Source organism: Streptomyces sp. NPDC003036 (assembly GCF_040611175.1).
GTDB lineage: Bacteria > Actinomycetota > Actinomycetes > Streptomycetales > Streptomycetaceae > Streptomyces.
The window spans coordinates 88,583-102,236 of the sequence record NZ_JBEXNO010000023.1 but is presented as its reverse complement, the minus strand read 5'-3'; the positions used below and the strand labels follow the sequence as shown (position 1 = coordinate 102,236).

The 13,654-nt window shown below is 75.0% G+C and carries 15 protein-coding genes and 1 riboswitch; of the genes, 7 read left to right on the top strand and 8 right to left on the bottom strand.

Annotation, left to right across the window (positions count from 1 at the left end):
- The first annotated feature begins 37 nt into the window (after positions 1-37).
- Positions 38-943: a phosphatidylinositol-specific phospholipase C/glycerophosphodiester phosphodiesterase family protein gene (locus ABZX67_RS18875; protein WP_355361476.1), complete on the top strand. Its 906-nt coding sequence runs from the start codon at positions 38-40 to the stop codon at positions 941-943.
- 125 nt (positions 944-1,068) lie between these two features.
- On the top strand, positions 1,069-1,263 hold the full coding sequence (locus ABZX67_RS18870; RefSeq protein WP_355361474.1) for a hypothetical protein: 195 nt from the start codon (positions 1,069-1,071) through the stop codon (positions 1,261-1,263).
- A 5-nt stretch (positions 1,264-1,268) separates the two neighbouring features.
- On the opposite strand, the gene ABZX67_RS18865 is transcribed toward ABZX67_RS18870, so the two are convergent.
- Both ABZX67_RS18865 and ABZX67_RS18860 read right to left on the bottom strand, forming a co-directional pair.
- Positions 1,269-2,492, bottom strand: coding sequence for a phosphodiester glycosidase family protein (locus ABZX67_RS18865; protein WP_355361472.1), 1,224 nt, complete (start codon positions 2,490-2,492; stop codon positions 1,269-1,271).
- A gap of 135 nt (positions 2,493-2,627) precedes the next feature.
- Positions 2,628-3,440, bottom strand: a complete 813-nt coding sequence (locus tag ABZX67_RS18860) for an AAC(3) family N-acetyltransferase (RefSeq protein ID WP_355361470.1) — start codon at positions 3,438-3,440, stop codon at positions 2,628-2,630.
- A gap of 117 nt (positions 3,441-3,557) precedes the next feature.
- Positions 3,558-3,646, top strand: a riboswitch (ZMP/ZTP riboswitch).
- Between the two features lie 20 nt (positions 3,647-3,666).
- On the opposite strand from ABZX67_RS18860, the gene ABZX67_RS18855 reads away from it, so the two are divergent.
- Positions 3,667-4,533 (top strand): bifunctional 5,10-methylenetetrahydrofolate dehydrogenase/5,10-methenyltetrahydrofolate cyclohydrolase, encoded by an 867-nt coding sequence (locus ABZX67_RS18855; RefSeq protein ID WP_355361468.1) that lies wholly within the window; start codon positions 3,667-3,669, stop codon positions 4,531-4,533.
- Positions 4,534-4,620: 87 nt separating this feature from the next.
- On the opposite strand, the gene ABZX67_RS18850 is transcribed toward ABZX67_RS18855, so the two are convergent.
- Both ABZX67_RS18850 and ABZX67_RS18845 read right to left on the bottom strand, forming a co-directional pair.
- Positions 4,621-5,922, bottom strand: a complete 1,302-nt coding sequence (locus ABZX67_RS18850; protein WP_355361466.1) for an SWF or SNF family helicase — start codon at positions 5,920-5,922, stop codon at positions 4,621-4,623.
- Complete coding sequence (locus ABZX67_RS18845; RefSeq protein ID WP_355361464.1) at positions 5,919-8,864, bottom strand: DEAD/DEAH box helicase; 2,946 nt, start codon at positions 8,862-8,864, stop codon at positions 5,919-5,921. Before ABZX67_RS18845 ends, ABZX67_RS18850 begins: the two co-directional genes overlap by 4 nt.
- A 255-nt stretch (positions 8,865-9,119) precedes the next feature.
- Here ABZX67_RS18845 and ABZX67_RS18840 point away from each other — a divergent pair, with 255 nt between their 5' ends.
- From ABZX67_RS18840 to ABZX67_RS18825, 4 genes are all read left to right on the top strand, one after another.
- A complete protein-coding gene (locus tag ABZX67_RS18840) occupies positions 9,120-10,205 on the top strand; it encodes an acyl-CoA desaturase (protein WP_355361462.1) in 1,086 nt (361 codons plus the stop codon).
- A gap of 81 nt (positions 10,206-10,286) precedes the next feature.
- On the top strand, positions 10,287-10,469 hold the full coding sequence (locus ABZX67_RS18835; protein ID WP_355361460.1) for a hypothetical protein: 183 nt from the start codon (positions 10,287-10,289) through the stop codon (positions 10,467-10,469).
- Between the two features lie 86 nt (positions 10,470-10,555).
- Complete coding sequence (locus ABZX67_RS18830) at positions 10,556-11,101, top strand: MOSC domain-containing protein (RefSeq protein WP_355361458.1); 546 nt, start codon at positions 10,556-10,558, stop codon at positions 11,099-11,101.
- A 76-nt stretch (positions 11,102-11,177) separates the two neighbouring features.
- The gene (locus tag ABZX67_RS18825) at positions 11,178-11,423 is read left to right on the top strand and encodes a hypothetical protein (RefSeq protein ID WP_355361456.1); all 246 of its coding nucleotides are present in this window, start codon (positions 11,178-11,180) and stop codon (positions 11,421-11,423) included.
- A 4-nt stretch (positions 11,424-11,427) separates the two neighbouring features.
- On the opposite strand, the gene ABZX67_RS18820 is transcribed toward ABZX67_RS18825, so the two are convergent.
- The 4 genes from ABZX67_RS18820 to ABZX67_RS18805 all read right to left on the bottom strand — a co-directional run bounded on the left by ABZX67_RS18820 (position 11,428) and on the right by ABZX67_RS18805 (position 13,651).
- Complete coding sequence (locus ABZX67_RS18820) at positions 11,428-12,336, bottom strand: hypothetical protein (protein ID WP_355361455.1); 909 nt, start codon at positions 12,334-12,336, stop codon at positions 11,428-11,430.
- 110 nt (positions 12,337-12,446) lie between these two features.
- Positions 12,447-12,752, bottom strand: a complete 306-nt coding sequence (locus tag ABZX67_RS18815) for a hypothetical protein (protein WP_355361453.1) — start codon at positions 12,750-12,752, stop codon at positions 12,447-12,449.
- Positions 12,753-12,824: 72 nt separating this feature from the next.
- Entirely contained in the window at positions 12,825-13,433 is a 609-nt protein-coding gene (locus tag ABZX67_RS18810; RefSeq protein ID WP_355361451.1) for a methyltransferase domain-containing protein, read from the bottom strand.
- Between the two features lie 44 nt (positions 13,434-13,477).
- Entirely contained in the window at positions 13,478-13,651 is a 174-nt protein-coding gene (locus ABZX67_RS18805; protein WP_355361449.1) for a hypothetical protein, read from the bottom strand.
- Between the last annotated feature and the right edge of the window lie 3 nt (positions 13,652-13,654).

Genomic DNA, 13,654 nt, shown 5'->3' with positions numbered 1-13,654 from the left:
TCGGTCCCGTCCCACCACCGCCCCCGGGAGGCCTCCCATGGCGCCGCTGTCCCGCCGGTCCGCCGTCACCGCCTTCGCCACACTGGCCGCTACGGCCGGCACATCCCTCGCCCTGCCCGCACCGCGGGCCGCCGCCGCCGCACGTACGGCGCCCGTCAGGCCCCTGCGCCGCGCCCACGCGCACAACGACTACCTCCACCGGCGCCCGCTCCACGACGCCCTCGCGCACGGCTTCACCAGCGTCGAGGCGGACGTCTTCCTGGTCGGCGGTGACCTCCTCGTCGCCCACGAGCCCGCACAGCTCGACCCCACCCGTACGCTCCGCTCCCTCTATCTCGACCCGCTGCTCGCCCGCGTCAGGGCCAACCACGGGACGGTGTACGCGGGGTACCGCGGGCCCGTGCAGCTGCTCATCGACATCAAGGCGGACGGCGCGGCCGCCTACCGGGCACTGCACCGCCAACTCGCCCCCTACCGGCGGGTGCTGAGCACCTGCGCGCACGGCACCGTACGGCCCGGCGCCGTCACGGCCGTCATATCGGGCGACCGCGCGGCCCGCGCGCCCATGGAGGCGCAGCGCGTGCGGTACGCCTTCTACGACGGCCGCCCGGACGACCTCGGCACCACCGCCCCGGCCTCCTTCGTCCCGCTGATCAGCGCCAACTGGAACCAGAACTTCACCTGGCAGGGCACCGGCCCCTTCCCCGACGCCGAACGGGCCCGGCTCCACGCCCTCGTCACAGCCGCCCACCGGGCCGGACAGCGCGTACGCTTCTGGGCCACGCCCGACCGCCCGGGACCGGCCCGCGACGCCCTCTGGACGGAACTCCTCGCCGCCCGCGTCGACCACCTGAACACCGACGACCTCGCCGGGCTCGCGGCCTTCCTGCGGCGTACGGACGCCGGCACGGACGGCGGCGGGGCCGCCGCAGGGGGCGTGTAACGGGTCGCGGCCCGTTCATACCCGTTCGGCCGACATGCCGTACGGCCGTCCGGCGCCCCCGCTCCGCCAGACTGGCCGCCGAATGCCGCACAACCGGCGCGGCAACTGGCCGAGGAGGGCGACACATGGCCGTATCCGTCTCCGTGGTGCTGCTTTTGCTGGTCCTGGCGGTGATCTTCCTGCGCAACGGAGGTCTGAAGCTGTCGCACGCGCTGGTCTGCGCCCTGCTCGGGTTCTTCATGGCGAGCACCAGCCTGGCGCCGACCATCTACAACGGCGTCTCGGCCACGGCCGATGTCGTCAGCAGCCTCAAGCCGTAGGCAGCCTAGGGCGCCGCGGGCCTGACGAAGATCCCGATGCCGTTCGGCACGGCCCGCTGCACACCGCCGCTGGGGTGGTTGAGGACGCTCACCTTCGCCGCCCCGTCCTGCCGCGCCACCAGTGTCGACGAGCCGCCGCCGTCCAGGTTGACGGCGTCCGAAGCGCCCAAGCCCTTCATGGTGGCGGCCAGTTCCGACACGGTCAGCCCCGACCTGAAGCCGGGCCCGCCGTCCAGGGCGAGCAGCAGCAGCCGGGTGCCGTCGCCGCCGACGCCCGCCGCCGTGCGGACCGCCGCCGTCACCCCGTCCAGCCCGCCCAGCGGCTCCCCGCCGCGCAGCACCGGGAACCCGCCCACGGCGAAGCGGTACGTCACGTCGGGCGCGGCCCCGGCCGCCACCAGCTTGTGCCGGACGCTCACCACGTCCCCGACCGCCAGCCTGCGCAGCTCCCGCGCGCCCGCCTCACGCCCCACCACCACCTCGGTGCCGGGCTCGATCACGCCCCTGCCGGGCGTCTCGGCGACCGCCTCCACCTTGCCGCCGCGCACCGTCACCTCGTACGTCTCCGTACTGCACGGCGCGGAGCGCTGGGTGTCCGTGCCACAGGTGGCGCGCACGCGCGAGGCGCCGCCCCAGTCCTTGGTGAACACCCCGACGGACCCCACCGGCAGCGCGTACTGGTTCAGCCCACCGAGCGGCAGCTCCCCGTACGGCGTCGACACGGCCCCCTCCAGGACCAGTTCCCCGACCCGGGCCCTGCCGTCGTCACCCACACCCAGCACCTGGCGGGCGTTCGTCCCGGGCGGCAGCGCGGGCCCGAACCGTTGCCCGTCCGGCACCGCCGCCTTCAGCGGCCGGCCGTCCGCGACCGCGGGCCCGACCGGTGCGCCGGTGGCCTCCACGCCCGGGTGCTGGGTCTCGCTGATGTGGAAGAAGTCACCGTTGACCCCGGCCGTCGCGCCCGCGCCGTCGGCGAGCACCGACAGCGCCGAACGCGCCGCGACCACCCCCGGATACAGCAGCCCGGCCGACACCCGCGCGTCCGCCAGGTCCGCCGACAGCACATGGGCCCTCGCCGTACCGCGCGCTGACGGGACGTCGACCGTGCGGTACTCCACGCCCGTCGCGATCCGGGACCAGGCCGCGGCCGGCGCCGCGGGCGGGGCACCGGCCAGCCCCGCGCTCAGCAGGGCGGCCACCAGCAGCAGAGCCGTACGCGTCCGCGTCACAGTCCCCCCAGGGAAGTAGGTCGGGGCAACGGGGCACCTCACTCGGGTCTCGGAAGAGCTGCCCCACCCCGGGCCTTTGCGAACCGGCCGACCGACGAGGGATCAGAAACGTACCCCGTACGGGTGTCGCCCCGGTCACCCGTACGCGCGGTTGCGCTCCAGCCACCCCCGGGCGTAGTCCACGGCGGCCGCCAGCTCCACCAGCCGGCACGTCGACGCCGAACCGACCGCGCCCCGCCGTACGGCACCGGGACGGTCGCGCTCCAGATCCGCCCCGAGGGCGGCGAAGTCGCCGTCGTCCAGGTCGACGTCCTCGTACGACCACCAACGCCGCACACCGCCCTCGCGGATGACGCACCGGTAGGTGCGGCGCGGCGGCCGCGCCACCCGGTACTCCCCGAGGTGGAACGCCGTGCACCGGTCGAACCCGGTCCCCAGCAGCAGGATCCGTGCCCCCAGCTCGTACAGCCGGGCCAGCGGCGAGTGCTCCCCGAGATGGCAGTCGGGACGGTGGCCGGACACCACCCGTACGGCCTGCGGGCCCAGCGCCGCGAAGGATGTCTGCGGATGCGCGCTGCGCACCGCGCCGTCCGTGGTGCGCACGAGCTCGGGCAGCACCCCGACCCCCGTGTCCGAGGGCGTGGTCGCCGCGTCGTACGCCGGCATCGCCGCCCGCACCGCCGCGCGCTCCGCCTCGCCGAGGCCCCGCACCCGTTCCCGGTAGGCGGGTGAGGTGTCCGAGTTGCGGGCGGTGAACGCGGGCGCCACCACCGTGCCGTCCGCCCCGAGCGTCCCGCGCAGCGCCCGCAGCACCGTCGCCCCGCCCCCGGCCACGGGGCCGACCGCCCGCAGCGACGCGTGCACCAGCACCACCCCGCCCGGCTCCACGCCCAGGGCGGCGAGGTCCTCGCGCAGTCGCTCCTCGGTGTGCGTTCCGTTCCCGGCCACGTCTCCCCGTCCCCTCCTGAGGCAGGCTGGTGCGCGGTCATCGTAGGCGGCGGCCCCCGCCCGTCCCCGGCGGAGCGAAGCCGTTCAGGACACCGTTCGATTCCGTCGCGTAGAGTGGGCGCGGGCCGTGACTGGCGCTTGGGTGGAGTACCACCGGGGAGCGGCCTGACGGACCGACGTCGATGCCGCGCGCCTGGGCGAGCCACCGCGACGCTCAGGAGTGCCCATGTCCACGACCTCGCCCACCGCCCGCCTCATGGACGGCAGCGGCCTCGCCCGCCGGCTCGTCGAGGAGACCGCCGCCCGCGCGGCCGAGTTCACCCGCCGCACCAGCACCCGCCCCTGCCTCGCCACCGTCCTGGTCGGCGAGGACCCGGCGTCCGTGACGTACGTCAAGATGAAGCGCGCCCGCTGCGAGAAGGCCGGAATCAGCTCCCGGCACGTCGAACTGCCCGCCGGGACCACCACCGCCGAACTGGTCACCACCCTCCGGTCCCTGTCGGCGGACCCGGAGGTGCACGGCATCCTGCTCCAGCACCCGGCCGGTCCCCACATCGACGAGCGGGCCGCCTTCGAGGCCATCGACCCGGCCAAGGACGTCGACGGCGTGACCATCAGCTCCTTCGCGACGATGAGCTTCGGCCTGCCCGGATTCGTCTCCTGCACCCCGGGCGGCATCATGCGGCTCCTCGACGCGTACGACGTCGACCCGGCCGGCAAGCGGGCCGTCGTCGTCGGCCGCAGCGCCATCCTCGGCAAGCCCGCAGGCATGATGCTGCTGGCGCGCAACGCCACCGTGACGTACTGCCACTCGTACACGCCCGCCGCCGACCTGTCGGCCGCCGTGCGGGAGGCGGACATCGTGGTCGCCGCCGTCGGACGGCCCCGCTTCATCAAGGGCGAGGACATCAAGCCCGGCGCCGTCGTGATCGACGCCGGCTACAACGAGGGCAACGTCGGCGACGTCGACTTCGAGCCCGCGGCGGCCCGGGCGGGCCTGATCACCCCGGTGCCGGGCGGCGTCGGACCGATGACCATCGCGCTGCTCCTCGCGCAGACGGTGGACGCGGCGGAGCGGCAGCTCGGCGCGTAACCCTCCCGGATTCGGCCGGGGGTCACGGCCGGTGCACGCACCGCCCGCCGCCCGCCCCCTCGTGCAGGCGGCGGGCGGTGCATGGCCCTACCCGGCCGCCTCCGCCAGCGCCGACGCCGGGTCCGGTGCGGCCGGGCCCGCCGGCGCCCAGCGGGCGCCCTCCTTGCGGTACGGCCACCAGCGGCCGTCCCCGCCCAGACGGAGCTGGACGTCCGCGCCCGGAACCGTCCAGCGGCCGGGGGCGGACGCCCGCAGCGCGGGCCGCTCGCCGTCCTCCCACGCCTCCGCGAGCAGTGCATCCGCCCGGGCGAGGAGCTCCGGGGCGGGCGCGGCGTCTCCCTCCAGTACGGCGAGAGCCGCCGTGCCGCCCAGGCGCCACGCGCGCGTGGCCAGGTCCAGGTCCGCCTGCCGCCGGCCGGTCGCGACGGCCAGCCGTACGGCGGCCCAGGACGACGCGCCGTCCGGCGCCGGCGCCGCCGCCAGCCGTACGGCGTCCTGATCAGGCGTCAGCTCCGGCTCGAGGGGCTGGTCCTCATGGCCGGGTGCGAGCGCGTCCGCCAGCATCCGGTGCGCCCGCGCCGCCGCGTCCGCCGCGAGGAGCTCCAGCGCGGCCGGGTCGACGCCCGGGGCGGGCTTCGCCTCCGTGTCCAGCGCGGGCGGCTCGCCCGGCCGGCCGGGCAGCGGGGGAGGGGCGGGCAGGGGAGGCAGGATGTCCCGCGCGGCGAAGGCCTCGTCGGCCCGTACGCCCGCGGACACGACGGCCTCCTCGCGGTCGCCGTCGCCCTCGCCGTCCGCCCGCTCCTCCCGCGCGGCGCGCGCCGCGCTCCGCATCTGCAACTCGTCCAGCAGCCGCCGCTCCCCGCGCCCCCGGACGAGCAGCAGCACGAACGGGTCCTGGTCCAGCAGGCGCGCCACCTGGTAGCAGAGGGCCGCCGTGTGCGGACAGTGGTCCCAGGCGTCGCACGCGCACTCCGGGTCCAGGTCGCCGATGCCCGGCAGCAGCTCGATGCCGGCCGCCGCCGCGTCCTCCACGAGGTGCGGGGGCATGTCGCGGTCCAGCAGCGCCGCGATGTGCCCCGCCCGGGCCACCGCCATGTCGAGGAACCGGTCCCACTCCTCGTCCGTCAGCTCCTGGAGCAGGACGTCGCTGCGCAGCGCCGTGCCGTCCCGGTCCGTCACGACCGCGGTGATCCGCCCCGGCCGTACCGACACCGCCCCCACGGCGCCGTCACGCGCGTGCTTGCGGCCCTTCTTCAGCTGCTGCCCGTCGAGCGCCGTGTCCTCCAGGGCCTTCAGCCACGCCCGGCCCCACCAGGTACGGGCGAACCCCCCGCCCCCCACGGGCGGCAGCGCCGCGAACGTACGCTCCATGTCGTCTTGACGATTCATCGGCCGCTCCCTCGCAGCTCCACCATCTCCGCCAGTTCGGCGTCGGTCAGTTCGGTCAGCGCGGCCTCGCCCGCGCCGAGGACGGCGTCGGCCAGCTCCTTCTTGCGCGCCAGCATGGCGGCGATCCGGTCCTCGACGGTGCCCTCGGCGATGAGCCGGTGCACCTGCACGGCCTGGGTCTGGCCGATCCGGTACGCCCGGTCCGTCGCCTGCGCCTCGACGGCGGGGTTCCACCAGCGGTCGTAGTGCACGACATGCCCGGCGCGCGTGAGGTTGAGCCCGGTGCCGGCGGCCTTCAGAGACAGCAGGAAGACCGGCACCTCACCGTCCTGGAAGCGGGCCACCATCGCCTCCCGCTCGGCCACCGGGGTACCGCCGTGCAGGAACTGCGTCCGTACGCCGCGCGCCGCGAGATGCCGCTCCAACAGCCGCGCCATCCGCACGTACTGGGTGAACACGAGCACGCTCGCCCCCTCGGCGAGGAGGGTGTCGAGCAGCTCGTCCAGCAGCTCCAGCTTCCCCGACCGGCCGGCGATCCGGGGATCGTCCTCCTTCAGGTACTGGGCGGGATGGTTGCAGATCTGCTTGAGCGCGGTGAGCAGCTTGACCACCAGTCCGCGCCGCTCCATGCCGTCCGCCTCGGCGACGGCCGCCAGCGTCTCGCGCACCACCGCCTCGTACAGCCCGGCCTGTTCGGCGGTCAGCGACACGGCGTGGTCGGTCTCCGTCTTCGGCGGCAGCTCCGGCGCGATCCCGGGGTCGGACTTGCGGCGGCGCAGCAGGAACGGCCGGACCAGCGCCGCCAGCCGCTCGGCGGCGGCCGGGTCGGCGCCGCCCTCCACGGCCTGGGCGTAGCGGCTGCGGAACGTACCCAGCCGGCCCAGCAGTCCAGGTGTGGTCCAGTCGAGGATCGCCCACAGCTCGGAGAGGTTGTTCTCCACGGGTGTGCCGGTCAGCGCCACGCGTGCGCGTGCGCCGATGGTGCGCAGCTGCCGGGCGGTCGCCGAGTAGGGGTTCTTGACGTGCTGCGCCTCGTCGATCACGACCATGCCCCAGCTCACGCCCGCGAGCCGCTCCGCGTCGAGCCGCATGGTGCCGTACGTGGTCAGCACGAACCCGCCGTCGGCCAGGCCGTCCAGGTCGCGCGCGGGGCCGTGGAAGCGGCGCACCGGGGTGCCCGGCGCGAACTTCTCCACCTCCCGCTGCCAGTTGCCCATGAGGGAGGTGGGGCAGACGACGAGCGTGGGGCCCGCGGCGGTCGGATCGGTCTGCCGGTGCAGATGGAGCGCGATCAGGGTGATCGTCTTGCCCAGGCCCATGTCGTCGGCGAGACAGGCACCGAGGCCGAGGGAGGTCATGCGGTGCAGCCAGTTCAGGCCGCGCAGCTGGTAGTCGCGCAGGGTCGCGGCGAGGGCCGCCGGCTGTGCGACCTCCTGCGTTCCGCCCTCCGGGTCCGCGAGCCGGTCCCGCAGCGCCCGGAGCCACCCCGTCGCCTGGACGTCGACCCGGCGGCCGTCCACGTCGGTGCTGCCGGTCAGGACGGCGCCGAGCGCGTCGACCGGGGTGAGGGCGCGGTTCCGCGTGTCACGGGCCCGCCGTACCTCCTCCGGGTCGATCAGGACCCACTGGTCGCGCAGCCGCACGACGGGACGGGCGGCCTCGGCCAGCCGGTCGAGCTCGGCCCGCGTAAGGGGCTGATCGCCCAGCGCGAAGCGCCAGTCGAAGGTGAGCAGCGCGTCGGCGGAGAGGAACGAAGGCAGCGCCGAGGCCTCTCCGTTGGCCTTCGCCCCGCCCTCAGCGCCGTCGTCCGCTTCGTCCTCCGGCGGGCCGATCACCGCACGCGCGGTCAGCGAACGCGCCGGCTGCTTCGGCCAGTGCACCTGTACGCCGGTCGCCGCCAACGCCCGCGCCGCCTCGCCCAGCAGCTCGACGACCTCCTCGTCGGCGAGGTCGACCGCGTCCGGGACGGCGGCCGACAGCAGCGGGGCCAGCGGCGGCCAGGCGCGCGCGGCGCGGCGCAGCGCGACCAGCGCGTCCATCCGGGCGCCCGCGTCGCCGAGTTCGGGGGCCGCGCCCGCCCACACGTCGGCGGCGTCGGCGACCAGGGCCGGATCGCTGACGCTGTGCATCTGCACCACGGCACGGAAGGCGGGGCCCTCCGCCGTGTCCAGCCCTTCGGCCCCGTTCAGTCCTTCGGCCCCGTTCAGTCCCGTGGCCTCGACGCGCAGCGACAGCCGTACGCCCGCGTCGTGGCCGGCCGCCACGTCCGCCGCCCATGCGCGCTGCTCCGGCACGTGCTGCGGGGCCCGCTCCGCGTAGGCGCCGCCGCCCGCGAGGAGCGGCGCGGCGGGTGTACGCGGCAGGGTGTCGGCGACCGCGTCCAGGAACGCCCGCAGCAGCCGCTCGGGTTCGGGCAGCAGGACCATGCCGTCGTCCGCCGTGCCGACGGGCACCGCGTGGGCGTCCGGGGGCATCGAAGCGGCCAGCGTACGCAGCCGCTCCAGGTCCTCGGCGGAGAGCGGTCCCACCCGCCACGCGTCGTGGTCCGCCGCCGTGAGGCCGGGCAACAGGCGTCCGCGCGCCACCAGTTGGAGGGCAAGCAGGGCGGCCGCGCCCCAGAACGCCACGGAAGGGGAGGCGTTCGGGGACAGGCGCGCCCGGGTGAGCAGGGGCAGAGCGTCGGACACGGGGACCATCAGCGCCCGTACGGTCCGGGCGGCCGGGCCGTCGTGCGCGCCGTCCACGACGGCGGTGAGGTCCTCGACGGTTGCAGCGTGCGTCGCCGCGGGCTCGGCGCCGTCGGGGAGCAGGAACCCGAAGCGTCCCGTACGGGCGGGGTCGGCGGCCAGGAAGAGCGCGGAACAGCGGGTGAGGAGGGGGAGTTGAGGGAGCGGGGCGACGTCGGGCTCAGGGGAGGGCGTTGCTTCGGTGAGTCTCTGCACAGCGCTGACGCATTCCTCAAATTTGACTAGTGCCAGTCGGAGCGGCCGAGAGTACCCGAACGCATCCCGCAACGCGCCCAAGATCGTGGTGACATAGCCCACTTCGCCCCCAGGGTGCAGCCAGCACCACCCCGGTACCCTGGAAAGCCCCCGCCCGCTTCCGGGTGGTGGTGCCATGGCCCTGGGCGCTCGCTCATCCGTACGTTCATCAGGTCGGCGCATTTCCGCGCAACGGACCTACACCCCGGAGATTCCATGCCCCAGGCTTTTGCCGTCCTCGCCGCCCCCCTACCCGCACCGCCCCCCGCCGCCGCCCGGGGCACCCAGCGCACCGGCAGCGAGTTCACGCCCCTGCTGCGCACGGTCAAGGAACAAGGACTGCTGGAGCGCCGCACGGGCTGGTACGTGCTCGGCATCACCGCCAACCTGCTCGCGCTGGCGGCCGTCGCCGTCGGGCTGGTGGTCTTCGGGCACTCCTGGTGGTCCCTGCTGCTCGCGGTCCCCCTGGCCGTCCTGTCCGCGCGGGCCGGCTTCTTCGCCCATGACGCGGGCCACGCCCAGATCGGCGCCGACAAGCGCAAGGACCGCCTGATCCAGCTGCTCCACGCCAATCTGCTGCTCGGCATGAGCCAGGAGTGGTGGAACGACAAGCACAACCGCCACCACGCCAACCCCAACCACGAGGAGAAGGACCCGGATGTGGCCCCGGACGTCCTGGTCTTCTCCCAGCACCAGGCCGAGGGCCGCACCGGCTTCCGCGGCTGGCTCGCCCGCCACCAGGCGTGGCTCTTCTTCCCGCTGACCACCCTCGAAGGGCTCGCCCTGAAGGTGTACGGCTTCCAGGCCCTGTTCTCCAAGGACGGACCGCGCCAGACCCGGCGCGAGCGCCTCGTCGAGGGCGGCCTGCTGTTCGCCCATGTCGCCGGTTACGCCACCCTGCTGCTGACCACCATGTCCGTCGGACAGGCCGTGGTCTTCGCGCTGATCCACCAGATGCTGCTCGGCGTCCACCTGGGCATGGCCTTCGCGCCCAACCACAAGGGCATGGAAGTCCCCGACCCGGACGGCGAGCCGTGGGGCCATCTGCGCCGCCAGGTGCTCACCTCCCGCAACATCCGCGGCGGCGCCCTCACCGACTGGTTCCTCGGCGGTCTGAACTACCAGGTCGAGCACCACCTCTTCCCGAACATGCCCCGCCCCCACCTGCGGCTGGCCCAGCCCCTGGTCCGCGCCCACTGCCGCGCGCTCGGCATCCGGTACACCGAGACCGGCTTCGTCGACTCGTACCGCCAGGCCCTGGGCCATCTGCACCAGGTCGGCGAGCCGCTGCGCGCCGCGTAGACCCCGGGCGGGGAACCTGGACGCCCGATGCGGCGTTCTCAAGGAGAGAGCGGCCCCGCGGCCGTCAAGGAGGCGTCGAAGATGTCGACAAGGACCAAAATCGTCATCGGGGGAGTGGCCGTCGGCCTCCTCCTGATGCCACTGATCGGATTCTGGCTGTCCCTGCTGGTGCTCCTCGGCGTGCCCGCCGTGGCCTACCTGGCCCTGGACCCCGGCCAGCGGCGCAGGCTGCGCCGCGTCGGACGCAAGGAGCTGGGCCGCTAGGTCACCGTGAGCCGGTGGCTACCATGCCCGTGGCCATCCGGTGATCATGCGGTGGTCATCCGTACGGGAGAGGGGAGCTCCACGCGATGGGCGGGACGGTCACGACGGTCAGCAGCCACGGGGAGCACGCGTTCAGCAAGGTGAACCGGCCGGCGATCACGCTGCTGGCCGGGCTCGGAGTGGAGGGGGACGCCCACGCGGGCGTCACGGTCCAGCACCGCTCCCGCGTCGCTCAGGACCCCACCCAGCCCAACCTCCGCCAGGTGCACCTGATCCACGAGGAGCTCTTCGACGAGGTCGCCGCCGCGGGCTTCACCGTCGCCCCCGGCGAGCTCGGGGAGAACATCACCACCCGCGGTATCGATCTGCTCGGCCTGCCGACCGGCACCCTGCTGCGCATAGGCAGGGAGGCCGTCGTCGAGGTCACCGGCCTGCGCAACCCCTGCGGGCAGATCGACGGCTTCCAGGCCGGACTGCTGAAGCAGGTCGTCGGCCGCGACGAGGAGACGGGGCAGATCGTCCGCAAGGCCGGGAGCATGGGCATCGTGAGGACCGGCGGCGTGGTCCGCCCCGGCGACCCGATCGAGGCCGAGCTCCCGGACGGGCCGCACCACCCGCTGGAACGGGTCTGAGCCGGGCCCACCTGGGTACCGGGTACCCGACCGTGCCACACGGCCGGGCCGTGCCACACGGCCGGAGGGAGAGACCATGGACGAGGACGACGAGCGGCGCAAGGGTCCCGGCGAGGACGTGCCCGTGGGGAACGAGCGGGGCATCCCGAGGGACCTGCCGGACGAACAGGCGGGGAACGGCTCCGACCACTGGGACGCCGACCTCTCGCGGGCGGCGGACGACACCCGCGGCGGCACCCCCGCCGGAGAGCCCGCCCCCGTCGACGACCCCGAGGGCGGTCAGCCCGCCGAGGAGCCCGCCCCCGACGAACCCACCGGCTGAGCACTCAGGCCGGACGCACCGCCATCGCGTCGAGGGCTGCCAGGAGGCCGGGCAACCGCGGCCCACGCCCCACGGGCAGCACCTCGCGCGGCAGGGCGTCGAGCAGGACGAAGGCGATGTCGTCCGTCCGCGCCACCAGCGACCAGCCGGGCCCGTCCGCCCGCAGCAGCCGCGCGCCGTCGGGCGCGAAACCGGAGCGCACCCGCCCCAGCGGCGGCGGGTCCTCCAGATAGCCGCCCAGCTCGTCCAGCACGCGCCGCAACTCCGCCCGGCCCCGCCCCGACGCTTCCTCACCACCGTCGGACGCGCCGGGAGGAGCCTCGCGGCCTGCGACGTCCGACGCGCCCGACGTGCCCGGCGCGTTCGCCGCGGCCTCCGGAGGCGCGGAGTCACCGTCGCCGAGCCGGCTCCGCCACGACGCCCAGTGCAGCGCGACCTCGTCCGCCCCCAACCGCCGCAGCGCCGGGCCCCAGGCACCGGCGTCCGGAGGCCGCAGCGGGCCCGGCTCGCCGGGGCCCGGCACCGGGTCGTGCGGCGCAGGCAGCCCCGGCGCGGCGACCGCGAGCTCCAGCGGCCAGCCCGGCAGCGCCATGACCACGCTGCGCTCGTCGGGGGAGAGGTCGTACTCCATCCCGCAGTCCCACGACGCGATGGCGACGGCGACCAGCGACACGTCGTCGACGGCCACCGTCCACCGCGCGCCGTCGCCGTCCTGCCCGAGCACCAGCCCGTACCCGTCGGCGTACGGCTCCAGGCCCAGCGCCGCGCACGCCTCGGGATAGTCGTCCCCCAGCACGCTCGGGAACTGCGCGGGCGTCAGCAGCGCGGCCGTCAGCACGTACAGCGCGTCGTCCTCCGCCGCCCCGCCGACCGCCCCGCCCTCGGCCTCCCCGGCCTCCCGCGTCCCGGCCATGGCAGCCTCCCTCCGGTCCCTCCGGTCGCCCGACCGTCGTTCCGGTCGCTTGCGGGCGCACCTTAACCAGCGAGTAACCCCCGCGTCGAGGGGCCTGCTGCCCGATCACCTCAGGCGGCGGGCAGGCCGAGGAGGCTACGCGCCACACTCTGGGGGGACTCGTCCCGCTCCCGCGCGAGCGCGATGACCGCCCGGCAGGCCAGCTCGCCGACCCCGAACGACAGCGCCTCGGGCGACACCCACCCCGCCGCCTCCTCCATCCGGTCCTGGTCGTCCTCCGCCGACGCGGACACGTACACCGCCGCCGCCTCGAAGAGGTTGTGCTGCCGGACGCGGGTAGAGCCGTTCTCGCGCCCCGGCCCCGGGGACTTGGGGAACCTGGGGTACTTGAAGAATGTGCGGAGTCTGCTGAACACCGGGCCCACCTTCCCCTCGACGCCGACTGCCCCTCCAACGTAGGGCCCGCCCCCCGGCTGCAGAAGAGGCCGTCAGTACTGACGTTCGTCCCGTACGGCGAGAGCCAGGAACCGGTGGTCCTCGTCCGCGTACGACACCATCCGCCATCCCGACCTCCCCAGCAGGGGGCGCAGGTTCGGCTCGGCGCGCAGGTCGTCGGCGGTGACCTGCCGTCCATGGCGCGCGGCCAGGGCGGCGCGGCCGATCGGATGGAACAGCGCCAGCCGTCCGCCCGGCCGTACGACGCGGGCCAGCTCCCGCAGACCGTCGGCCGGCCGCGGCAGGTGCGAGATGAGGCCGGTGCCGAAGACGGCGTCCAGGACGCCGTCGCGCAGCGGCAGCCGGGCCACGTCGGCGAGCAGCAGCGCTCCGCTGCCGCCGCGCCCGGCCCGTACCGCCGCCGCCAGCATCGCGGCGGTGACGTCCACCCCGATGACGGTGCCCGCCGGCCCCACGGCGTCCCGCAGGGGCGGGAGAGCGCGTCCGGTGCCGCAGCCCGCGTCGAGGACCGCGTCGCCGGGGCGCAGCCCCAGCTCGTGGACGGCCGCCGCGTAAGCGGGGCCGTCGTCGGGGAACCGCGTGTCCCAGTCCGCCGCCCGGGCGGTGAAGAACTCCTGCACATCCGTGTGGTCATCGGCCATACGGACATGATCCCTCACGCGCCAACCCGGGCTCCGGCTACGGGCTACTTCTCCTCGTAGTCGTCCCGGTCGACCCCCGCCTCCTCCAGTGCCTCGCGCATGGTGCGGCCGCCCTCCTGCCGCTCCCTGTCGCGCTCCCGGGCCTCCTTGTCCGGGCGGGCGGCCGAGGTGTCGTCGGTCGTCCTCGTCTTGGGGCGGTTCTCCTCGGGAACGGTCATCGC